Raw genomic sequence first — 22,521 nt, forward strand, 5'->3', positions numbered from 1 at the left:
CTGTCCTCCCGGTGGGGATCGAGGTGGACAGATCATTGGACTAGACCATTAACGAAGTCAAGGAGCGAAAGTCGGTTCGCGGAAAACAACGGGCGAAAAGCGGCGGAATATCCGAAATTCGTCCACGGGACAGGCGCGCCGGCAGCGACACGACGGCCGCCCGAGCTGCCCGCCTCCCGCGATCACGCCGCGAGCCGCGCATTGCCGCCCGCCCCCGGCGATCAAGCCGCGGGCAACGACACGACCACCACCAGGCCGCCCTCCGCTCGCGCTGTAGCCGTCACCTCGCCCCCGTGGGCGTGCGCCACCGACCGCACGATCGACAACCCGAGCCCGGCCCCTTCCGCGGCCACGCGGGCGCGGCGGTGGAACGGGTCGAACAGCGCCGGCACCTCGGCCGGCGGGATCACCGGGCCGCTGTTGGCGACTTCGAGCTCCACCCGTCCCGGCGACGCCCGGGTCGTCACGCGCACCCAGCCGCCGGGCACGTTGTGGCGGATCGCGTTCTCCACCAGGTTGCCGGCCAGCCGTTCCAACAGGACCGCGTCGCCGTTCGTCACCGCCTCGGCCAGGGACTGCTCCACCTCCGGCGGCGCCACCTGCGCGACCAGCGCCGCCAGGTCCACCGGGCTTCGCGCGGTCAACGCGCTCTCCGACTTCGCCAAGAGCAGCAACCCGCTGATCAGCTTTTCGTTCCGCGCGTTGATCTGCAGCAGCTTGCCGCCGAGTTCCCGGACGTCGCTGCCGCGGCGCATCGCCACCTCGACGAGCGACCGGTTCAGCGTCAGGGGCGTGCGCAGCTCGTGGGACGCGTTCGCGACGAACCGGCGCTGGGCGTCGAACGACCGGTCGAGGCGCTCGACCATCACGTCGAACGCGTCGGCGAGGTTCTTCACCTCGTCTTCGGGCCCGCGCAGGGCGATCCGCGCGTGCCCGCCCGGGTCGGCCGCCGCGGCGATGCGGCGGGCGGTGTCGGTGACCTGGCGCAACGGGGCCAGGGCGCGGCCCGCCACCAGCCACCCGAGGCCCGCCGCCAGGACCGCCACCGCGCCGAGCGCGATCGCGCCTTGGGTCAGCAGGGAGGTCGCCGCTGCCGCGCGCAGCTGCCGGGCCTGCTCGTCGAGGGCCTCCAGGGACGGCAGCGGCGGCGCGCCGGGTGGCGGGGCGCCGGAGAGCACCGCCACCCGCTGCCCGACCTGCCGCGTGAACAGCAGGTACGTCACGCCCAGCAGCGCCACGCCGGCCAGCAGGAACAGGCCGCCGTAGAGCACGGTCAGCCGCAGCCGGAGGGTCACCGGAGCCGGTAGCCGACGCCGGTGACCGTCTCCACCAGCGGCGGGTCGCCGAGTTTGCGCCGCAGCTTCAGGACGGTGAGCCGGACCGCGCCGGTGAACGGGTCCGCGTGCTCGTCCCACACCTTCTCCAGCAGGTGCTCGGCGGACACGGCGGCGCCGTCCGCGCGCAACAGCTCGGCGAGCACGGCGAGCTCCTTTTTGGACAGTGGCAGGCACCGCCCGTCGCGGACCGCCTCGTGCCGCGCGGGATCGAGCGTGACGCCGGAACGGCGCAGGACCGGCGGCGCGGCCGGACGGCAGCGCCGACCCAGTGACTGGATCCGGGCCGCCAGCTCCGGGAACGCGAACGGCTTGGTCAGGTAGTCGTCCGCGCCGAGGGACAGCCCGGCGACGCGGTCGGTGACGTCCACGGCCGCGGTGAGCATCAGCACCCGCGTCGCCGCCTCCGACGCGACGACCTGACGGCAGACGTCGTCGCCGTGCACGACCGGCAGGTCCCGGTCGAGCACGACGACGTCGTAGTCGTGCACGGCGATCCGCTCGAGCGCCGCGCCGCCGTCGTGGGCGATGTCGACCGCGTGGGCGTCCTCGCGCAGCCACTCCGCGATCGCGTCCGCGAGCATCGGCTCGTCCTCCACCACCAGGACCCGCATGCCCCGATGATCGCCGCGCCCGTGTTTCTTCGCTGTTAGCACCGGTACAGCGTGTCGGCGCCGCCGAGGAACCGCGCCTGGGCGGGCCGGCCGCCGTACTCGACGGGGTCGACGACCGTGCAGTGCTGGTCGATCCACCGCCGCCGGGCGTCCTGCACGGGGCTCCGCAGCGGTCCGGGCTGCGGTCCCGCGCCGCTCAGCACGAACCGCAGCTTGCCCTCGGCGAGCCAGCGGTCCAGCTGCGCGACCGTCGGCGCGTCGTCGCGCCCGCCGAAGCCGCCCATGCCGATCACGGTCGCGTCGGAGTCGAGGATGAACGGCGCGACCGCGCCCGCGTCGGCGTTCACCGCGAGGGTGATCTCGGTGCCGTTGCGGCGAGCGTGGTCGAGGATGCGGCGTTGCTCGTCCGACAGCGTCGCCGACCCGTTCCCGCCGGCGAGCATCAGGCGCGGTCCACCGGGTGACGGCGTGGGCCCGGCCGTGGAGCCGGCGACGGGCGGTGCTCCGGGCCCGGCGACGGGCGGTGCCCCGGGGCCCGTGGCGGGCCCGGCGGCGGGCAGCGTTCCCGCGGACGTGCTCTGCGCGGCGGCGTACGACCACACGGCGGGCGTGAGCAGCAGCGGCACCAGCCCGGCGACGAGCGGCAGCCGGCTTCGCGTGCCGAGGAGCCCGGCGACGGCGACGACGGCCGTGCCGAGCACCGCCCAGCGCGTCCAGCCGTGGAAGGACGTGTCCCGTGAAGTCAGCACGAACGCCCACGCCGCGGTCAGCGCGATCGCCAGGGGCAGCAGCGTCCGCCGGTGGTGCCGCCACAACAGGGCCAGCCCGGCGGCGGAAACCGCGGCGACGGCCGGCGCCATCGCCGTCGTGTAGTACGGGTGCCAGATGCCGCCGGCGAAGCTGAAGACGACGGTCGTCACCAGCAGCCAGCCGCCCCAGAGCAGCCAGCCCGCGTCGCGCCACCGGCGGCCGATGACGACCAGCACGAGCAGCGAAAGCGGCAGCAGCCACGAGATCTGCCCGCCGACGAGGTCGTTGAACATCCGGCCGGGCCCGGGGGCGCCGCCGAACGACGACATCGTCTGCTGCCCGTTGCGCATGATCATCATGCCGCCACCCTCGCCGTCGCCGGAGAGGCGGCCGAAGCCGTTGTAGCCGAACACGAGGTCCCACGCGGAGCCGTCCTTGCTGCCGCCCATCGTGGGCTTCGCGCCGGGCCACCAGTCGTAGAGGGCGATCCACCAGAACGAGGAGACGACCAGCACGACCCCGGCACCGAGGACGTCGAGCAGCCGGCGCCGGAGCGGCCCGCTCGTCCCGGCGAGGTACGCGGCGACCAGGGCGGGGACGATGATCCACGCCTGCAGCATCTTGGTCAGGAAGCCGCAGCCGACGAAGAACGCGCACCAGAACAGCCACTTCCGCCCGTCCGCGAGCGCGCGGGTCAGCGCGTACGCGGCGGCGACCAGGAACAGGACGAGCAGGGTGTCGGGGTTGTTGTCCCGGTTGATGATCACGGTCACCGGCGTGAGCGCCAGGACGACCGCGGCCAGGAGGGCGACGTTCTCGCCGGCCCAGAGCCGGACGGTGCGGTGCAGCAGGAACACCGCGGCGACCCCTTCGAGCATCTGCGGCAGCAGCAGTGCCCAGCCGTGGTGGCCGAAGATCAGCACGGAGAGCGCCTGCGGCCACAGCGCGAACGGTGGTTTGTCGACCGTGACGACGCCGTAGGGGTCGAAGGAGCCGAAGAGGAAGTTGGTGAAGCCGCTCGTCATCGACTTGGCGGCGGCCGAATAGTAGGTGTTCCCGAGCTGGCCGTCGCCGATCTTCCAGGCGTAGAGGAGAGCGGCGCCCAGGCAGACGAGCGGAAGCGCCCAGGAGCGGGTTTTCGGGGGAGCGGCGGTGATCATGCCGCCACCCAACTCCGGCCCGCGTTTCCCGGGCGTTTCCGCTACTCCGACTCGAGGTCGCCCTCCAGGGAGAGGTACACCTCGCGCATCTGCGCCAGCAGCGCCGGGTCCGGCTCCGCCCACAGCCCGCGGTCCGCCGCCTCGTTCAGCCGCTCCACGATCCCGCGCAGCGCCCACGGGTTCGCCTGGCGCAGGAACTCCTGGTTCACCTCGTCGAGCACGTACGACTCGGTCAGCTTCTCGTACATCCAGTCGCCGACGACGCCGGCCGTCGCGTCGAAGCCGAACAGGTAGTCCACCGTCGCCGCCAGCTCGAACGCGCCCTTGTAGCCGTGCCGGCGCATCGCCGCCAGCCAGCGCGGGTTGACGACTCGCGCCCGGAACACGCGGGCCGTCTCCTCGCCCAGCGTGCGCGTGCGGACCGCGTCCGGCGACGTGCTGTCACCCACATAGGACGCCGGAGCCGAGCCCGTCAGCGCGCGGACGGTCGCGATCATCCCGCCGTGGTACTGGAAGTAGTCGTCCGAGTCCGCGATGTCGTGCTCGCGCGTGTCGGTGTTCTTCGCCGCCACCACGATGCGCTTGTACGAGCTTTCCATGTCCTCGCGCGCCGGGCGGCCGTCCAGGTCGCGGCCGTAGGCGAAGCCGCCCCACACCGCGTACACCTCCGCGAGGTCCTTGTCGTCACGCCAGTTGCCGCTGTCCATCAGCGGCAGCAGGCCGGCGCCGTACGCGCCCGGCTTCGAGCCGAAGATCCGCGTGGTCGCGCGCCGGTCGTCGCCGTGCTCGGCGAGATCCGCCGAAACGTGCGCACGGACGAAGTTCTCTTCGAGAGGTTCGTCCAAACCGGCCACCAGCCGCACCGCATCGTCCATCAGGGCGATCACGTGCGGGAACGCGTCGCGGAAGAACCCGCTGATCCGGATCGTCACGTCGATGCGGGGCCGGCCCAGTTCGGCCAGGGGGATCGCTTCGATGCCCGTGACGCGCCGGGAAGCTTCGTCCCACACCGGCTGGACACCCAGCAGTGCGAGGACTTCCGCCGCGTCGTCGCCGGACGTCCGCATCGCCGACGTGCCCCACACCGAAAGCCCGACCGACCGCGGCCAGTCTCCGGTGTCCTCGCGATAGCGCTTCAAAAGCGAGTCCGCCAGCGCCTGCCCGGTTTCCCAGGCGAGCCGGCTCGGGATCGCCTTCGGGTCGACGGTGTAGAAGTTCCGCCCGGTCGGCAGCACGTTGACCAGCCCGCGCAACGGAGACCCGCTGGGCCCGGCCGGGATGTACCCGCCGTCCAGCGCGTGCAGCACCGAGTCGAGTTCCGCGGTGGTGCCGGCCAGCCGCGGCACGATCTCCTCCGCCGCGAACGAGAGCACCCGCGCGACCTGGGCGTCCGGCGCCACCGAGGCGACCGCGGTGGCGTCCCAGCCGCGCATTTCCATCGTCTGGACGAGTTCCCGCGCCGTCTTCTCCACCGCGTCCACTTCGGACATCGGCGCGTCTTCCTTCAGGCCCAGCGCCGATCGCAGCCCCGGCACCGCACCTTGTTTGCCGCCCCACATCTGCGACGCGCGCAGCATCGCCAGCACCAGGTTGACGCGGGCCTCGCCGGTCGGCGCCGCGCCCAGGACGTGCAGCCCGTCGCGGATCTGCGCGTCCTTGACCTCGCACAGCCAGCCGTCGATGTGCAGCAGGAAGTCGTCGAACTCCGCGTCGTGCGGCCGTTCCTCGACGCCGAGGTCGTGGTCCAGCTTCGCCGCCTGGATCAGCGTCCAGATCTGCTGGCGCACGGCGGGCAGCTTCGCCGGGTCCATGGCCGCGATGTTCGCGTGCTCGTCGAGCAGCTGCTCCAGCCGCGCCATGTCGCCGTAGGACTCCGCGCGCGCCATCGGCGGGATCAGGTGGTCGACGATCGTCGCGTGCGCCCGCCGCTTGGCCTGCGCGCCCTCGCCCGGGTCGTTGATCAGGAACGGGTAGATGAGCGGCAGGTTCCCGAGCACGGCGTCCGGCGCGCAGGACGCCGAGAGCCCCGCGGTCTTGCCCGGCAGCCACTCCAGGGACCCGTGCTTGCCCAGGTGGACGACGGCGTGCGCGCCGAACTCCTCCTCCAGCCACCGGTACGCGGCCAGGTAGTGGTGGCTCGGCGGCAGGTCCGGGTTGTGGTAGATCGCGACCGGGTTCTCGCCGAACCCGCGCGGCGGCTGGATCATGATGATCACGTTGCCGCTCTGCAGGGACGCCAGCACGATGTCGCCGTTGTCGACGTACAGCTCCCCGGGCGCCGGGCCCCAGTGCTCCTCGACGCCTTCGCGCAGCTCGGCGGGCAGTGCCTCGAACCACGAGCGGTACCGCGCGGCCGGGACGCGGATCGGGTTCCCGGCCAGCTGTTCCTCGGTCAGCCACTCCGGGTCCTGGCCGCCGGCGGCGATCAGCGCGTGGATGAGCGCGTCACCGTCGGGCTGGTCGGTGCCGGTCGGGTCGACGCCCGGGAAGGCGTCCGGGCCCAGGTCGTAGCCCTGCTCCCGCATCCGCCGCAGCAGCTCGATCGCCGACGCGGGCGTGTCCAGCCCGACCGCGTTGCCGACGCGAGAGTGCTTCGTCGGGTACGCGGACAGCATCAAGGCCACGCGCCGGGAAGCGGGGGGCGTGTGCCGCAGCCGGGCGTGCGCCAGCGCGATCCGAGCGACCCGGGACGCGCGTTCGGCGTCCGGCACGTACCGCGGCAGCCCGTCCTCGTCGAGCTCCTTGAACGAGAACGGCACCGTGATCAGCCGTCCGTCGAACTCCGGCACCGCCATCTGGTTCCCGGCGTCGAGCGGCGACAGGCCGTCGTCGTTGGCCGCCCACGTCTCGCGGTCGCTGGTCAGGCACAGCGCCTGCAGGATCGGGACGTCGAGGGCGGCCATCTCGGCGACGTCCCAGGCCTCGTCGTCCCCGCCGGCGCCCACCTCGGACGGTCGCGTGCCGCCCGCCGCGAGCACCGTGACCAGCAGCGCGTCCACCTTCCCGAGCTCCGCCATCATCTCCGGCTCACGCGTACGCAGCGAAGCACAGTAGATCGGCAACGCGCGCCCGCCCGCGGCCTCGATCTCGTCGGCGAGCGCGTGCACGAACGCCGTGTTCCCGGACAGGTGGTGCGCGCGGTAGTACAGGATGCCGATCACCGGGCCGTCGTCCCGCGAAGGCCGCTCCAGCACGCCCCAGGTGGGCTGCGGAGCGGGCGGCTCGAAGCCGTCGCCGGTCAGCAGCAGCGTGTCGGAGAGAAACCGGTGCAGCTGCGTGAGGTTGTCCGGGCCGCCCTGCGCGAGGTAGGCGTGCGCCTCGGCGGCGATACCGGCCGGGACGGTCGAGAGCTTCATCAGCTCGGCGTCCGGCGTCTGCTCCCCGCCCAGGACGACGACGTGCGCGCCGGACGCCCGCAGCGTGTCCAGGCCGTCCTGCCAGCTCCGCGGCGTGCCGAGGATCCGCGCGACGACGATCTTCACCCCGTCGAGCAGGCCCGGCAGCTCGGCGACGTCGAGCCGGGACGGGTTGCCGAGCCGGTACTCGCGCATCGAGGACCGGGCGCTGAGCAGGTCGGTGTCCGAAGTGGACAGAAGCAGGATCACGAGGTTCCTCCTCGGGGTCCGCGCCCCGGGTAGACGGGCGCGCCGACCGGAGTTCCTGGCTCCCGGGGAGATCACTCTCCCCGGTCACAGTGGCGGGACCGCCCCGGATTTCCACCGGGTTCCTCCACCTGCCGACGCGTGGGTATCGCACCCACTCTCCGGTGCCGGTCGAGGCACGTCAAGGTGACGTTGCCCCGGGTAACCTGACGGCTTGGAATCCCTGCTCCGGAGCTTCACCGCCGCCCAGTCGACCCGCCAGGCGTACCGCCACCCCACGGCGGCCGAGCTCGAAACCGCCGAAGAGAGCTTCGCCGCCCTGCTCGACGGCCGCCCCCATCACCTGTCCGACCTGGGGTTTTCCACCGAAGACTTATCCACCGAAGACAGCGCGATCGCCGTCCAGGAGCCCGGCTCCGAGCGGGCCTGGGGGCTCTACGCGATCGACCGGTCCGCGCCGCCGTCGCTGGTCGTCGAGGTGCCGCACGCCTCGTCCGACCTGCGGACCGACCTGATCGGCCTGGCCCTCTTCCGGCAGGTGCCCGGCGCGGTGCTGACCGTCGCGGGCGCGCACCGCCGCCGGGAGGACCCCGCGCACGACACGCGGACCGTCTTCCACGTCGTCACCGCGCTGCTCGCCCGCCGCGGCCTGCCCCAGGTCCAGCTGCACGGCTTCAACGACCGCACCATGCCCGAGGCCGACGTCGTCCTCTCGGCCGGAGCGGCGGAGGCGGGTGACGCCGCCCGCCGGGCCGCGGACCGCCTGGAAGCCGCCGGGTTCCGGGTGCGCCGGGCCTGGGCCGAGCCCTGCCGCGGCCTGGCCGGGACGACGAACGTCCAGGGCCGGGCCGCGGCCGGGACACCGTTCCTGCACGTGGAGCTCAACCGGACGACCCGCGAGACCCGCCGCGACGACGTCGTCCGCGCGCTGGCCGACGCCGACCTGCGCAAGCCCTAAGCGGACCGCTCGCCCAGCCGCGGGAACGGCTTCGTCGAGAACAGCACTTCCACGGACACCTCGAAGAACTCCGCGATCCGCAGGGCCAGGTACAGCGAGGGGCTGTACTCGCCGCGCTCGAGGTAGCCGATCGTCTGGTAGTGCACCCCGAGGGCCTCGGCCAACTGCCGCCGCGAGATCGACCGCTCCGCGCGCAGCATCGCGATCCGGTTGTAGACGACCTCACTCATGACTACCCCACACGCTGCATGGCCTTCTCCCGCCGTTCGGCCACCGACGAACCTGCTTCGCGACGCGCCATGCGGCGGAGCAGGATCGGCGCCAGCGTCAATCCGATCACGGCCCACGCGGCGAGCACCGCGAGGGTCGGCAGCGGCCGCCAGGACTGGCCGATCTCGACGACGACCGCGCTGTCGGGCAGCAGCGCCGAGCGCATCCCGAGGCCCAGCCAGTACATCGGGAACACCTGCGCGACGCCCTGTACCCACTCCGGCAGCGCGGTGATCGGGTAGAAGATCCCCGAGATCGCGCCCATGCCCATCACCGGCAGGGTGATCAGCCCGATCGAGCGCGGACTGTTGGTCAGCGCCCCCAGCGACGCGCCGATCGGCATCGTCGCGACCATGCCGAGCACCAGCACCCCGAGCAGGTGCAGGTACGACCAGACGCCGCCGGGCGCCAGCACGGAGAATGCGAACAGGCACGGGATCAGGACCGCGGCGATGGCCGTGAGCTGGGAGAGCGACAGCGCCGTCGTCTTCCCGACCAGGTAGCCGAGCATCCCGTTCGGGGTCGCCTTCGCGCGCAGCAGCGTGCCGTCCTCGCGGTCGACGGCGAGGTAGCCCGCCGCGGCGGTCAGGCCGTTGAACACGATGCCGGCGCCCAGCACCCCGGGCACGGTGGCCGCGCCGAGCGAGAACGAAGTGCCGGGCAGGGTCGCGTTGCGCATGAAGAACAGCGTGCCGAGGAAGAGGGCCACGAAGACGAGCTGGCCGATCACGTCGTCGAGGTTGGTCCACGTCTGCTTGAACTCGATCCAGCCGCGGGCCAGCCCGGCGCGCAGGGCGACCGTTCTGGCGGTCATCGCGCACCCGCTTCCTGGAGCCCCAGCTCCGTTTCGCCGCCGGTCTCGGCGCGGTGGACCAGCGTCATGTAGGTGTCCTCCAGCGACGCCCGCCGGACTTCGAGGTCCGCGACGGCCTCGCCGTGCTGCTTGAACAGCTCGTAGACGTACTTCGTCGCTTCGGTCGTCGAGTGCACGAAGCGCTGCCCGCCGACGCTCCAGCGGACCTCGGCCTCGCCGGAGATCTGCCGGCTGAGCTGGTCGGCCGAGCCGTCGGCGACGATCCGGCCGCCGTTGAGGATGAGGATCCGGTCGGCCAGCTTCTCGGCTTCGTCGAGGTCGTGCGTGGTCAGCAGGATCGTGGTGTCGAGCTCGTCGGAGAGCCGGTGCACCAGGTCGTGGAACTCGCGCCGGGCCTCGGGGTCGAAGCCCGCGGTCGGCTCGTCGAGGAACAGCAGCTCGGGGCGGCCGACGATGCCGATGGCGACGTCGAGCCGCCGCCGCTGGCCGCCGGAGAGCTGCTTGAGCTTCTTGTCCGCCTGCTCGGTGAGCCCGACCGTCGCGATCAGCTCGTCGGTGTCCCACGGCCGCGGGTGCGACGCCGTCGAGTACGGCACGTAGTACCGGCCGAGGTGCGCGAGCAGCTCGCGCACGCGCCATTTCCCGTGGTCGCGCCAGGACTGGAGCACGACCCCCAGCCGCGCCCGCCAGTCCTCGCCGCCGTGTGCCGGGTCGGCGCCCAGCACGCTCACCTCGCCGGCCGACCGCATGCGGAAACCCTCGAGGATCTCGATCGTCGTCGTCTTGCCCGCGCCGTTCGGCCCGAGCAGGCCGACGACCTCGCCCCGGTACGCGTCGAAGTCGACGCCGTGGAGCACGTCGTTGCTGCCGTACCGCATCCGCAGCCCCCGTACGCGGACGACGGGATCGGCTGGATCTCTCATCGCGGTCACCCCCATCTGACTGATGCGATCGAATGTAGCACACCTACTACATCCGATGAGAGTTCTGCTGCGCCGGGAACTTGACCCGCGGTCACCCGGTTCGCCGGGCATGGGAACTTGGCTGGGGCTCGCCCTTCCGGGCGGCGTGGTGATCCTGCTGGTCATGGCCGCGATCGAACTGCGGCCGCGCAAGAACGGCTCGCGCTTCAAGGCGCGGCTGTCGGCGACCTACATCGAGGAGACCACCGCGTTCCTCTACGGGACCAAGCGGCGTGAGCTGGAACACCGGGAAACCGTGTCGATGCTCGTCGAGCAGGACGCCGAAGGCGCGCCACCCTGGCGTGACGTGGACCTGGACGCCGGAATCGCCCGGATCCGGCCGCGTCCGGACCCGCGGGAGCCGGAAAACCGCCAGCTACAGTGACCTCATGCCGACCCCAGCACGTGTGCGAGCCGACGCGTGCCCCGGTGTTTTCGCACCCCACGACGCCGCGGACGGCCCGTTGGCCCGGGTCCGGCTGCCCGGCGGTGCGATTTCCGCAGTGCAGCTGCGTGCGCTGGCCGACGCGGCCGAAGCGTGCGGAGACGGCGACCTCCACCTCACCTCGCGCGGCAACGTCCAGCTGCGCGGCGTCACCCGGCCCGGCCTCGCGGCCCGGCTGACCGACGCCGGGCTGCTGCCGTCGCCGTCGCACGAGCGGGTCCGGAACGTTCTCGCGTCACCGTTGAGCGGAGTGCGTGGCGGCCTCGCCGACGTCCGCGGCCTGGCGGCTGACCTGGACCGGGTGCTCTGTTCGACGCCGGAGCTGGCCTCGCTGCCCGGCCGGTTCCTCTTCGCCTTCGACGACGGCCGCGGCGACGTCGCCGGTGAAGGCGCCGACGTCTGCTGGCTTGCTGTGAGCCGGTCCGAGGGCACGCTGCTGCTCGCGGGCGGTGACACCGGACGGCGGGTGGCACGCGCCGACGCCGTCGCGGCGCTGGTCGAGGTCGCGGTGGAGTTCGACCGGGTGCGCGGGTCCGCCTGGCGCGTCGCCGAACTCGACGACCCGGCCTGGCGCGGGACGCCGGTGCCGCGTGCCGCCGTCGAGGTCCCGGCCGGGCTGATCGAACGGGACGGTGGCTTCGCGGCCGGTGTCGTGCCGCGCTTCGGGCAGCTGTCCGCGGCGCAGGCGCGGGCCCTCTCCGAGTTCGGGCCGGCGCTGGTCACGCCGTGGAAGACCGTGGTCCTGCCGGACGCGCCCGCCGACGTCTTCGAGCGGCTGGGGTTCGGCGGCGAGCCCCTGGGGACCACCGCGTGCATCGGCCGGCCGGGCTGCGCCAAGTCACGCGCCGACGTCCGGGCCGACGCGGTGTTCCGGCCCGGCCTGCGCGCGCACTTCTCGGGCTGCGAACGGCGGTGCGGGAAGCCATCGCAGTCCCATGTGGACGTTGTCGCCGAAGCGGGGGGCTACCGCATCGACGGCCGCTGGGTGCCGCTCGACGAGCTGAAGGGAAATCTGTGATCGACTACCTGCGGGACGGTGCCGAGATCTACCGGCACTCGTTCGCCACGATCCGCGAGGAGGCGGACCTGGCGATCCTGCCCGACGACGTGGCCGGGCTGGCGGTCCGGATGATCCACGCCTGCGGCATGGTCGATCTGGTCGACGACCTGCGCTACACGCTCGACGTCGTCGAGTCCGGCCGCGCGGCATTGGAAGCCGGCGCGCCGATCCTGTGCGACGCGCAGATGATCGCCAGCGGCGTCACCCGCCGTCGCCTGCCCGCGGACAACGAGGTCCTGTGCACGCTCTCGGACCCTTCCGTGCCGGGGCTGGCCGAGCGGATGGGCACCACGCGCTCGGCGGCGGCGCTGGAACTGTGGCGCGACAAGCTGCCCGGCTCGGTGGTGGCGATCGGCAACGCGCCCACGGCGTTGTTCCGCCTGCTGGAGATCCTCGGCGAAGGCGTCGGCGCGCCCGCCGCGATCATCGGCGTCCCGGTCGGGTTCGTCGGCGCGGTGGAATCCAAGGTGGAGCTGGCCAAACGCGCCCCGGCACCGTACCTGGTGGTGCACGGACGGCGCGGCGGCAGCGCGATGGCCGTCGCGGCGATCAACGCACTCGCGAGCGCGGAAGAATGACGGGCACGCTGTACGGCGTCGGGCTCGGCCCCGGCGACCCGGAACTGATGACGGTCAAGGCGGCGCGCCTGATCTCCGAGGCGTCGGTGATCGCGTACCACTGCGCGCGGCACGGCCGGAGCATCGCGCGGTCGGTCGCCGAGCCGTACCTGCGCGAGGGGCAGATCGAGGAGAAGCTCGTCTACCCGGTGACGACCGAGACGACCGACCACCCGGGCGGGTACGAGGGCGCGATCGCCGACTTCTACGAGCTGAGCGCGAAACGGCTGGCCGAGCACCTCGACGCGGGCCGCGACGTGGTGCTGCTCTGCGAAGGCGACCCGTTCTTCTACGGCTCGTACATGTACATGCACGAGCGGCTGGCCGGCCGGTTCGAGGCGGTGGTCGTCCCGGGCGTGACGTCGGTGAGCGCGGCGTCGTCGGTCATCGGCCGCCCGCTGGTCCAGCGCGACGAGGTGCTGACGGTACTCCCGGGCACCCTCCCGGCCCCGGAGCTGGCCCGTCGCCTGGCGGACACCGACGCGGCGGCGGTCCTGAAGCTCGGCCGGACATTCTCATCGGTGCGGGAGGCGTTCGCCGAGGCGGGCAAGCTGGACGACGCCGTCTTCGTCGAGCGGGCCACGTGGGGACAGCAGCGGATCGAGCCCCTAGGTGAGGTCGATCCGTCCACGGTCCCGTACTTCTCGTTGGCTTTGCTGCCTTCGCCGGCTTACGCGTCTCGGGTTTCGCCGGCCCCCGTCGCCGCTGCGCCTTCTTCGGGCGGCGAAGTCGTCGTCGTGGGGCTCGGGCCGGCCGGCCCGGAGTGGCTCACCCCGGAAGCGGCCGCGGAGCTTGCGGAGGCGGAGCACATCGTCGGGTACGGCCCGTATGTGGCACGGGTGCCGCAGAAGGCGGGCCAGCAGCGGCACGCGTCGGGCAACCGGGTGGAAGCGGACCGAGCGCGCGAGGCGTTGTCCCTGGCTGCTTCCGGCGCCCGGGTCGCGGTGGTGTCCTCGGGCGACCCGGGGGTGTTCGCGATGGCGTCAGCGGTACTGGAGCAGGTGTCGGCCGGCCACGGCACGGGCGTCCGGGTCCGGATCGTGCCGGGCGTGACGGCGGCCCAGGCGGCGGCGTCCCGGGTGGGAGCCCCGCTGGGCCACGACTACTGCGTGCTCTCGCTGTCGGATCGGCTGAAGCCCTGGGAGATCATCGAAAAGCGCCTCGACGCGGCAGGCGCGGCGGATCTCGTGCTGGCGTTGTACAACCCGGCTTCACGTTCCCGGACGACCCAGCTCGCGGACGCCCGTGCTGTGCTGCTGCGACACCGCGCTCCGGAGACACCTGTCGTGGTGGCCCGGGACGTGGGTGGTCCGGAGGAGGACATCCGCATCACCACGCTGGGCGACCTGGATCCCTCCACAGTGGACATGCGCTGCCTGCTGATCGTGGGATCGTCGCGCACTCGATCCGAGAACGGCATCGTCTGGACGCCCCGGAGTTACTGAGGTGAGGCCGGGCCGCGGCCCGGCCTCACATTGCGCCGGAATTCGTGCTCTTCACCTCGCGCCGTTGCTCAGCCGATCCCGATTCCCGCGTCGGTCGACTGGTTGAGATCGGGTGGTTGGTCGAGTGCTCGCTCCTTCCGCAATTGGTCTGCGCGCAACATCTCCACTCGCTCCACCAACTTGCGGTATCGGGCCTTCTCGTCGGGTGTGTCGGCGTAGTCTGCGATCTCGAGTTCCGCCGCCCGGTACTCGCGCTCGATCTCGGTGGCTGTCTTCTGCAAGGTTTCGCCGCGTTCGCGCAGGCGGAATGTCAGGGTGCAACTGGCGGCGATACCGACGGTCAGTGATATCGCCACGGCGACAGCCTTCGCGTTGACAGTGTCGGCCATGGCGGTGACGGCCGAAGTGGACAGCGAGCCCACGATGATCGTCAACTGGAGGATGACATACACCCTGCGGTACCTCTTCGCGCGCACTTTGTAGTTGTCGGCGAGATGAGGGAGATGCTCCTTGTAGCGCGCATACGGCGCGGCGGAGCGCTTCGCTCGGTTGGCGAGCGTTTCGCTGCGTCGAAATTTGATGCGTTTTTCTTTGCGATCCACTTCGAGCCGCGAAGCTCGTATCTTCAAAGCCTGATCGCCGCAGGCGGTAGCGCCGGCAGCTGCGCCGATCACGGCGAAAATGCCGATGATTGTCAGACTGGCGTCGCCGATGTAGATCAGGATGGTGACCACCGCGGCCGCGGCCAGTGGGGCGGCCGCGCAACCGGCGATGGCCCATCGCCAGCGTATTCGTAATTCGGTGCGCTCCTCATCCAGCGTTCGCAGATGCTCGTCGAGCTCGGCGACTTCCGGATGCGAATGCGTGACATCGGACATCGGGCAAGTATGCCGCGCACCAGCCGGGTGGTCTCGCGAACCACGTCGGACGCGGGAGTGAGGCCGGGCCGCGGCCCGGCCTCACCTCGTCAGCGCGTCGGGTCCTTGCCGTTAGGCTGCCGCGGTCCCGGACCCGGCGACCACCAGCCCGGCACGGTCTTCTCCCCGTGCACGATCGTCGGCGCGATGCCCTCCGTGAACGGCTCGATCTGCAGCAGCTGGCCCCACGACTGGCTCGGCTGGCCGATCAGGTAGCTCGGCACCTCCGGCTCCTCGGCCAGCTCCTCCAGCCAGCCGATCGGCCCGCCGTTCGTCGAGGACGCCCACTGGGCCTCGTCCGCCAGGCCGCCCGCGGTGATGCGGTAGTCCGGGACCTGCGAGATGCCGTCGTGCGACGTCACCGGCTGCACGCACGGGTACACGAACGACGCCGGCCAGTCCACGTACACCGGCTTCGAGCCGATGCGGTCGGTCAGCGTCGTGAACGTCGGGACGCGCGGGGCCGACGCCGCGATCCAGCCGTCCTCCGTCAGGTCGTTGTCGACGATGTTGATGCGGACCGCGTTCGTCTCCGGCGGCAGGTCGCGCAGGTTGATGCGGGTATCGTTCCAGCCGCCCGTGCCCGCGCCCGGCGGGAGCATGAACTGGCTGCGCAGGATCTTCACGCCGTCCGGGGTGTCGACGCCGTAGTCGAGGCTGACCGACGTCGGACGCCGGGGCGCTCCCGCCGTCGCCACCACGACCTGGCCGTCCGCCGGCTTCTCCGTCAGCGCGTACCAGTCGCTGCGCAGGCGGCCGGCGCGCGTCTCCGGGTCGAGGTAGCTCGACCACATCGGCACCTTGTCGGGGGTGAACCCGTGCGGCGGCTCGGCCAGGGGGTCCTTGTCGTCGACCGGGCGGGTGTGGAAGCCGGTCTGGACGCGGCCGTTGTCCTGGTCCGGGTTCGGCAGCGGCGAGTCCGTCTCCTTGGGCTTCTCCGCGACGGTCCGCTGCTCGGCCTGGGGGTGCAGGATGCTCGTCGCCGCGTCGCGCTCGACCATCACGTGGTCGGAGAGGTTGCAGCTCTTGCCGAACAGGTGCCCGACGTTGGCCGCGCCCAGGCTGTAGCTGCCGGACTGGTTGTGGATCGCCCACGCCATCGTGACGAACTCGCCCGCCGCGACCAGGCCGCAGACCACCACCAGCGACAGCGACCCGAGCCGCAACGCGCGCAGCCGGCCTTCCTGGGGCTGGTCCGGCAGGCCCGGCCGGTGCGCGCGGACGTTCTCCACGAACGCGTAGATCCCGGCGATGGCCGCCGCGGCCAGCAGGATCGTCGACAGCGGGATGCCGCCGATCGACGGCGCCACGTTCGTCCACTGGACGCCGAGGCGGGAGACGAACCAGTACGTGTTCGGCCCGGTCGCGGCGAGCGCGGCGACCACCAGCAGCGCGGCGAGGAAGGCCGCGCGGTTGCGCTGGGACCGCAGCACCGTCGAGCTGGTCGCGAGCGCGGCCAGCGCCGCCATCGACGCGCCGACGGCGGCGAACGCGCCGAAGTGGTGCGTCCACTTCGTCGGCGTCAGGGCCAGGAGCAGGAAGAACAGCGCGGTCGTGCCGATCAGGCGGCGCGCCGGGCCCAGCGCCGCGCCCGGGATCCGGCTGCGGCGCAGCAGCACCACCAGGCAGGTGGCGGTGCACAGCACGACCAGCAGCACCGGGAACCGGCGCGGCGCCGAGCCGTCCGGCAGGTCGGCGAACAGCAGCTGGTAGCGCGCGAGCTCCTGGAACCACGACAGGTTCGGGCCCACCTGGGTGCGGATCCGGGTCGCTTCCTGGACGGTCGCGAACGTCTGGTCGGCGAACACCACGACCAGCACCAGCAGACCCGCGGCGGCGACCGGCGCCAGCACCGGCAGCCAGCCGTTCTCGTTCGCGCGCTGGCGCACCAGCTTGAACAGCGGGCGCGCGGCGACCAGGAACGGCGCCACCGCGATCAGCCCGGTCGGCGTCGCGGCCAGGGTGAACCCGGCCGCGGTCAGGCCGAGGCACAGCGGCAGCAGCCGCCGCGTCACGAGCGTGCGCTCGACCGCGCAGATGGCCAGCAGCGAGCCGAGCGCGGCCACCGGTTCCGGCCGGACGCCGTTGTTGTACGGCATCCACCAGATCAGGAACACCGTCGCGGCGGCCCAGCTGGCCGGGCGGCTGGTGCGGATCTGGCTGCCCAGCCGCGGCATCACCTCGCGGCTGATCAGCAGCCAGCTGAGCACGCCGAGCAGGAACGACGGCAGCCGGATCCACGGCGGCACCGTGCTGACGTGCGTCATCAGCTCGAAGACGTGGTAGAACCAGCCGAACGGCGCCTCGGCGACGCCGAACCAGCGGTGGTAGTTCGTCAGGTAGCCGGTCGCCTCGGTGACCCGGGCCATCGTGAGGATGTAGCCGTCGTCTGAGGTCACCGGCCCGATGAAGACCCACGCACCGAGCGCGGTGATCACCGTGGCGTCCCGCAGCGTCAGCCGCCACCACCCGACCGGCGCCCAGCGCGGGGCGCGGCGCGCGAAGCCGGAGTCGCGGCGCCAGACGGCGATCAGGCAGCCGATCAGTGACAGCACGGCGAGCACGCCGACGACGATCTTCAGCGCGGTCGGCGACGTCTGGTACCGCGTGTCGGGCACGATCGAGACGTGCAGGCCGGCGATCGGGTCCTTGCTCGAGTTGATCGAGGAGTAGATGCCGACGACGCGGGGCCGGACGTCGCCGCCCGCGTGGAAGATCGGCGTGCCGGCGACGGCGAGGGTCATCTGCGTCGCGTCGACGTCCAGCTCGACGTCGCACTTTTCGGCGGGCAGCGGCTGCTGGGCGATCTGCTGGCCCTGGCTCGAGGCGAGCAGCACGCCGTTGTCGACGCGCAGCTGCAGGCCGACGCCGTTGCCGGCTTTCGGGTCGGTGCGGCCGTCCGGCACGGTGGCGAACAGCAGGCCGGGACCGTTCGTGCGCGCGTCGACCGAGCGGATGGCCGCGCACGGCAGCTCGGCGCGCAGGTCCTGGGCCCAGTACCCGGTCAAGGGCGCGTTGACGGAGCGGGTGTCGCTGCCGGTCGGCCAGACGACCTCCGCCGTGTCCTGCACCACCGGCAGGAAGGGGAAAGCCAGCGCGCACAAGGCCGAGAGCAGCCCCAGCGCTACGGCAATCAGACGCATCGGCGCAACGCTAACGGGTCAGAGGTCGGCGGCTGACGCAGCCCCCGGGTCACGCGGGGTGAACCGCCCGTGGTGTACCGCCGCGGCCAAGGGACGGCGGCTGCGCCAACCGTGGCGCTCCAGGTCGGGCACGGTCGCCAGCTCGCTGACCGGCCCCACGCAGAGCCACGCGACCGGGCGGACGCCGTCCGGGACGCCGAGCAGCTCGCTCAGGAACGGCTCGCGGTAGAAGCTGACCCAGCCGACGCCGAGGCCTTCCACGGTCGCGGCGAGCCAGAGGTTCTGGATCGCGAGGCACACCGAGTACAGGCCGGCGTCGGCGATGGCGTGCCGGCCGAGCACGTCGGGCGCGCCGCGTGCCGGGTCGTAGGTGACGACGATGCCGAGGCTCGCCTTGAGGATGCCCTCGATCTTGATGTTCGCGAAGGTGCTCGCGCGGTCTTCGGCGAGCTGCCCGGCGAAGACCTCGCGCTCCTCGTGGACGTGCTTGGCGAACTTCTCGCGCGTCGCGTGGTCGTCGACCAGCACGAAATCCCACGGCTGGGTGAGCCCGACGCTCGGCGCGGCGTGCGCGGCCTCGAGGATCCGCGTCAACGTGGCTTCGGGGATGGGCGCGCCGGTGAACTCGCCGCGGACGTCCCGCCGCTTGCGCAGGACTTCGTAGAACTCTTCGATCATCGGCGCAGGACCCATTCGACGGCTTCGGGGACGGTTTCGGCGGTCTCGGTGTGCGGCCGGGGCGGCCGCCGGACCACCAGCACGGGCTTCCCGAGTTCGCGGGCCGCGGTCAGCTTCGCGCTGGTCTGCGGGCCGCCGGAGTCCTTGGTGACCAGGACGTCGACCCGGCTGAGCAGCTCGCGCTCGGCGGCCACCTCGTATGGCCCGCGGGCGAGGAGGAGCTCGTGGTGCCGCGGCAGCGGTGGTTCGGGCGGGTCGACGCAGCGGATCAGGAACCACAGGTCGTCGAGGTGGGCGAAGGCGGGCAGGCCTTGGCGGCCGCTGGTCAGGAACACGCGTTTGCCCAGCTCGGGGAGCTGTTGCGCGGCATCGGCGAGGTCGTCGGCCCAGTGCCAGACGTCCTGCGGCCCCGCTTGCCAGCCCGGCCGCGCGAGCCTGAGCAGGGGCGTCTTCGTCAGCTCGGCCGCTTTCGCCGCATTCGCGCCGATGCGTTCGGCGAAGGGGTGGGTCGCGTCCACGATCGCGTCGATCCGGTTCTCGCGCAAGTACCGCGCGAGACCGTCCGGGCCGCCGAAGCCGCCGACGCGCACTTCGCCGACGGGGAGCCTCGGCCGTGCGACGCGCCCCGCCAGCGAAGACACAACGCGCACTTCGCGCGCGGAGAGCGCTTCGGCGAGCTGCCGGGCTTCGCCGGTCCCGCCGAGGATGAGGATCACGAGGAACGCCCGTAGCCGACCGCTTCGCGCCAACGGTCCAGCGTGCGCAGGTTGGCGAGGGTCTCCGCCCAGGTCAGCTCGGGTGCCTGCCGGTCTTCGACGTGCGCGGCGACGTGGTCCGCTTCGCGCGCGAAGACGCCCTGGGTGGCTTCGACCTCGATGACCTCCGGCTCGCCGCCGGCCGGCGTCAGGATGATCTGCGAGACGCCCGGCGTGCGCAGCGGGTGGATCCACGCGGGCTGCGGGACGTGGATCTGCCCGGCCGAGCCGAAGACGCGGATGCCGTCCTCGCGGGTCAGCCGGATCCCGCACGAGATGGTCGCGAGGATGTCCCCGGGCAGGCGCAGCAGGCCGGTCGCCCACTCGTCGACGCCGGTGGCGGACAGGTGCGCCATCCCGCTGACCTCGGACGGCTCGACGACGTCCTGCCCGGTCGCGGCCTGCGCGACCAGCCGGGCCAGCGACGTGCAGTAGCAGCCGACGTCCAGGATCCCGCCGCCGCCGAGCGCCGGGTCGCTGAGCCGGGCGGTCTCCTCCGGGTTGCTGTCGAAGGAGAAGGTGGTGTCCACCGCGCGGACCTCGCCGATGGCACCGGACGAGATCAGCTCGGCCAGCCGCCGCGTCTGCGGGTGCAGCCGGTACATGAACGCCTCCATCAGGAAGACGTCGTTCGCCCGCGCGGCGGCGATCACCTCTTCGGCATCGGCCGCGGTGATCGTCAGCGGCTTTTCGCACAGCACGTGCTTCCCGGCTTCGGCGGCGGCGATGGCCCACTGTTTGTGCAGTGCGTGCGGCGTCGAGACGTACACGGCATCGATGTCCGGGTCGGCGAGCAGCTCTTCGTAGCTGCCGTACGCCTTCGGGATGTCGAAGCGCGTGGCGAAGTCCCGCGCGCGACCCGCGTCCCGCGCCGCGACGGCGCCGAGCACGCCGTGCTTGCTCTCGTCGACGCCCGCGGCGAAGTGGGCGGCGATCGTCCCGGCGGCCAGCAGGCCCCAGCGCAGTTCCGTCACAACGACTCCGGTTGGTTCGCCCGGTCACGGGCACTCGAGTAGAGGAAGCTGTCGGGGAAGTTCGTGGCGGCGAGCGCCCGCCCGACGAAGATCGTGGCGGCGCGCGTCATCCCGGCCGCACGGACCAGCGTGGGCAGCTCGCCGAGCACCCCGCGCACGACGGTTTCCCCCGGCTGGCTCGCCAGCGCGACGACCGCGACGGGGCAGTCCCCGCCGTAGTGCGGCGCCAGCTCTTCGGCCACCCGCTCGACGTGGTTGACGGCGAGGTGCAGTGCGAGCGTGGCCCCGGTCGCGGCGAAGGCGGCGAGGGTCTCCCCGGGCGGCATCCTGGTGGAGCGCGCCTGGACCCGGGTGATCACCAGGCTCTGCCCGATTTCGGGCACGGTGAGCTCCCGCTTCAGCACGGCGGCCGAAGCGGCGAAGGCAGGCACGCCGGGGACGACGTCGTAGGGGACGCCGGCCGCGTCGAGCCGCCGCACCTGCTCGGCGACGGCGCTGTAGAGCGACGGATCGCCCGAGCAAAGCCGCGCGACCTCCTGCCCGGCGCCGTGGGCCTCGACCAGCTTCGCGACGATCTGCTCGAGGCTGAGGTTCGCCGTGTCGACGAGCTCGGCCCCGGGCGGGCAGTACGCGAGCAGGTCGGGCGGGGTCATGCTGCCGGGGTAGAGGCAGACACCGCAGCGGGCCAGCAGGTCCCGGCCCCGCACGGTGATGAGGTCGGCCGCCCCGGGCCCGGCGCCGATGAAGTGCACGGTCATCGGCTGCTCCGGAGCACCGGGCCAGCGGCGCGCGCGGCCGCCGATGTCACGCTCGTCATCGGTTGCTCCACTGCGTCACGACCCGCGCCGGAGTCCAGCCCGTGAACCCGCCCAGCGGAGCCGCCTTCTCCACACCGATCCGCAGCAGCTCCCCGCCATGCTCCTCGTACGCTCGCGCCAGGACCTGCTCGGCCTCCAGCGTCACCCCGTGCGCCACCACTCGTGCGCCCGTGGCCACGCACGCGTCCAGTACGCCCGGCGCCGTCACGCCGCCTCCGATGAAGACCGCGTCCGGCGCGGGCAGCGCGCTCAGCGCTTCCGGTGCTTCCCCCGCCACCACCTCCAGTTCCGGTACTCCCAGGTCCAATGCGTTCCGGCCGATCCGCTCGGCCCGCTCCGCGGAGCGCTCGATCGCGACCGCGCGGTTCAGCGCGTGCAGCCGCGACCACTCGATGCCGACGCTGCCCGCGCCCGCGCCGACGTCCCACAACAGCTCGCCGGGACTCGGCGCGAGGCGGGCCAGCGCCGACACTCGGAGGTCGCGCTTGGTCAGCTGCCCGTCGTGGGCGTACACGTCGTCCGGGATGCCGATCAGCGGCAACGCCGGACCCGCGCACTCCAGCGCGAACACCGTCAGCGGTCCGGGATCGCCGGCCCAGCCGTCGGAGATGCGCTCGTCGGGCCCGCCCAGGTTCTCCAACGCGATCAGCTCGCTCTCGCCATAACCCCGCACGGTGAGCAGGGAGCGCAAAGCGGGCGCGTCGGCACCCAGGACGAGCACTCGCCGGCGTGGCGCCAGCACCCGGGCGACGCGGGCCGACGACCGGCCGACGATGGTGACCACCTCGGTCTCCTCGGCGGACCAGCCCAGCCGTGCCCGGGCCAGTGTCACCGACGAGAGCGCGGGCAGCGCCTCGACCTCGTATCCATGGGCCACCAGTGTGGCACCCACCCCCGACAAAAACGGATCTCCGCTGGCCAGGACGCAGATCCGGGCGCCTTCGTGCTCGGCGATGACCGCGTCCAGCCCCGGCAGCAACGGCGTCGGCCACGCCTGCGCCGGCACCTCCTCGGGCAGGTAGGCCAGCTGCCGGGGCGCCCCCAGCACGACGTCGGCGGCGAGCACGGCAGACTTCGCCTGCTCCGACAGGCCGGACCAGCCGTCGGCCCCGATCCCGACCACGGTCAGGCGGTCCGCCCCGGCGGCCGGTGGACGTGATGTTTCGCGCACGATTTCCCACCCTAAGCGAGGCGGGCGCTGTGCG

Annotated in this window: 19 protein-coding genes and 1 riboswitch; of the genes, 5 read left to right on the forward strand and 14 right to left on the reverse strand. The window is 72.4% G+C overall.

The window, feature by feature from the left end:
- Window positions 1–221: 221 nt before the first annotated feature.
- From ACWED2_RS22240 to cobN, 4 genes are read right to left on the reverse strand one after another with little or no spacing between them, the layout of a single operon-like run.
- Window positions 222–1,295 (reverse strand): sensor histidine kinase, encoded by a 1,074-nt coding sequence (locus ACWED2_RS22240; protein WP_449692385.1) that lies wholly within the window; start codon window positions 1,293–1,295, stop codon window positions 222–224.
- A complete protein-coding gene (locus tag ACWED2_RS22245; protein ID WP_449692386.1) occupies window positions 1,292–1,948 on the reverse strand; it encodes a response regulator transcription factor in 657 nt (218 codons plus the stop codon). The genes ACWED2_RS22240 and ACWED2_RS22245 overlap by 4 nt, the downstream gene beginning before the upstream one ends.
- A gap of 35 nt (window positions 1,949–1,983) precedes the next feature.
- Window positions 1,984–3,858 (reverse strand): ArnT family glycosyltransferase, encoded by a 1,875-nt coding sequence (locus ACWED2_RS22250; protein ID WP_449692387.1) that lies wholly within the window; start codon window positions 3,856–3,858, stop codon window positions 1,984–1,986.
- A 41-nt stretch (window positions 3,859–3,899) separates the two neighbouring features.
- Window positions 3,900–7,463, reverse strand: coding sequence for a cobaltochelatase subunit CobN (cobN, locus tag ACWED2_RS22255; protein ID WP_449692388.1), 3,564 nt, complete (start codon window positions 7,461–7,463; stop codon window positions 3,900–3,902).
- Between the two features lie 31 nt (window positions 7,464–7,494).
- Window positions 7,495–7,647: riboswitch (cobalamin riboswitch) on the reverse strand.
- 27 nt (window positions 7,648–7,674) lie between these two features.
- On the opposite strand from cobN, the gene ACWED2_RS22260 reads away from it, so the two are divergent.
- Entirely contained in the window at window positions 7,675–8,418 is a 744-nt protein-coding gene (locus ACWED2_RS22260; protein WP_449692389.1) for a hypothetical protein, read from the forward strand.
- Here ACWED2_RS22260 and ACWED2_RS22265 read toward each other — a convergent pair.
- From ACWED2_RS22265 to ACWED2_RS22275, 3 genes are read right to left on the reverse strand one after another with little or no spacing between them, the layout of a single operon-like run.
- Window positions 8,415–8,648: a helix-turn-helix transcriptional regulator gene (locus ACWED2_RS22265; protein ID WP_043784651.1), complete on the reverse strand. Its 234-nt coding sequence runs from the start codon at window positions 8,646–8,648 to the stop codon at window positions 8,415–8,417. The two genes, ACWED2_RS22260 and ACWED2_RS22265, sit on opposite strands and share 4 nt — an antisense overlap.
- 2 nt (window positions 8,649–8,650) lie before the next feature.
- Complete coding sequence (locus ACWED2_RS22270; protein WP_449692390.1) at window positions 8,651–9,502, reverse strand: ABC transporter permease; 852 nt, start codon at window positions 9,500–9,502, stop codon at window positions 8,651–8,653.
- Window positions 9,499–10,425: an ABC transporter ATP-binding protein gene (locus ACWED2_RS22275; RefSeq protein ID WP_449692391.1), complete on the reverse strand. Its 927-nt coding sequence runs from the start codon at window positions 10,423–10,425 to the stop codon at window positions 9,499–9,501. Before ACWED2_RS22275 ends, ACWED2_RS22270 begins: the two co-directional genes overlap by 4 nt.
- A gap of 109 nt (window positions 10,426–10,534) precedes the next feature.
- Here ACWED2_RS22275 and ACWED2_RS22280 point away from each other — a divergent pair, with 109 nt between their 5' ends.
- Genes ACWED2_RS22280 through ACWED2_RS22295 form a run of 4 tightly spaced genes read left to right on the forward strand, consistent with a single transcriptional unit; the run spans window position 10,535 to window position 14,031 of the window.
- Window positions 10,535–10,849 (forward strand): DUF6191 domain-containing protein, encoded by a 315-nt coding sequence (locus tag ACWED2_RS22280; RefSeq protein ID WP_449692392.1) that lies wholly within the window; start codon window positions 10,535–10,537, stop codon window positions 10,847–10,849.
- A gap of 4 nt (window positions 10,850–10,853) precedes the next feature.
- Window positions 10,854–11,927 carry a precorrin-3B synthase gene (locus ACWED2_RS22285; RefSeq protein WP_449692393.1) on the forward strand — a complete coding sequence of 358 codons (1,074 nt, stop codon included), beginning with the start codon at window positions 10,854–10,856 and terminating at the stop codon, window positions 11,925–11,927.
- On the forward strand, window positions 11,924–12,547 hold the full coding sequence (locus ACWED2_RS22290; protein WP_449692394.1) for a precorrin-8X methylmutase: 624 nt from the start codon (window positions 11,924–11,926) through the stop codon (window positions 12,545–12,547). The genes ACWED2_RS22285 and ACWED2_RS22290 overlap by 4 nt, the downstream gene beginning before the upstream one ends.
- Window positions 12,544–14,031 (forward strand): precorrin-2 C(20)-methyltransferase, encoded by a 1,488-nt coding sequence (locus ACWED2_RS22295; protein ID WP_449692395.1) that lies wholly within the window; start codon window positions 12,544–12,546, stop codon window positions 14,029–14,031. The genes ACWED2_RS22290 and ACWED2_RS22295 overlap by 4 nt, the downstream gene beginning before the upstream one ends.
- A 68-nt stretch (window positions 14,032–14,099) precedes the next feature.
- On the opposite strand, the gene ACWED2_RS22300 is transcribed toward ACWED2_RS22295, so the two are convergent.
- The 7 genes from ACWED2_RS22300 to cbiE form a co-directional block, all read right to left on the reverse strand.
- Window positions 14,100–14,909 (reverse strand): DUF4231 domain-containing protein, encoded by an 810-nt coding sequence (locus tag ACWED2_RS22300; RefSeq protein ID WP_449692396.1) that lies wholly within the window; start codon window positions 14,907–14,909, stop codon window positions 14,100–14,102.
- 89 nt (window positions 14,910–14,998) lie between these two features.
- Window positions 14,999–18,091: an arabinosyltransferase domain-containing protein gene (locus ACWED2_RS22305; protein ID WP_449692397.1), complete on the reverse strand. Its 3,093-nt coding sequence runs from the start codon at window positions 18,089–18,091 to the stop codon at window positions 14,999–15,001.
- A gap of 18 nt (window positions 18,092–18,109) precedes the next feature.
- Complete coding sequence (gene bluB, locus ACWED2_RS22310) at window positions 18,110–18,769, reverse strand: 5,6-dimethylbenzimidazole synthase (RefSeq protein WP_449692398.1); 660 nt, start codon at window positions 18,767–18,769, stop codon at window positions 18,110–18,112.
- Complete coding sequence (locus ACWED2_RS22315) at window positions 18,766–19,485, reverse strand: cobalt-precorrin-6A reductase (RefSeq protein ID WP_449692418.1); 720 nt, start codon at window positions 19,483–19,485, stop codon at window positions 18,766–18,768. The genes bluB and ACWED2_RS22315 overlap by 4 nt, the downstream gene beginning before the upstream one ends.
- The gene (locus ACWED2_RS22320) at window positions 19,482–20,498 is read right to left on the reverse strand and encodes a Gfo/Idh/MocA family protein (RefSeq protein WP_449692399.1); all 1,017 of its coding nucleotides are present in this window, start codon (window positions 20,496–20,498) and stop codon (window positions 19,482–19,484) included. The genes ACWED2_RS22315 and ACWED2_RS22320 overlap by 4 nt, the downstream gene beginning before the upstream one ends.
- Entirely contained in the window at window positions 20,495–21,256 is a 762-nt protein-coding gene (cobM, locus tag ACWED2_RS22325; protein ID WP_449692400.1) for a precorrin-4 C(11)-methyltransferase, read from the reverse strand. Before cobM ends, ACWED2_RS22320 begins: the two co-directional genes overlap by 4 nt.
- A 55-nt stretch (window positions 21,257–21,311) precedes the next feature.
- Entirely contained in the window at window positions 21,312–22,487 is a 1,176-nt protein-coding gene (cbiE, locus tag ACWED2_RS22330; RefSeq protein ID WP_449692401.1) for a precorrin-6y C5,15-methyltransferase (decarboxylating) subunit CbiE, read from the reverse strand.
- Between the last annotated feature and the right edge of the window lie 34 nt (window positions 22,488–22,521).

Source organism: Amycolatopsis sp. NPDC005003, from assembly GCF_053600695.1.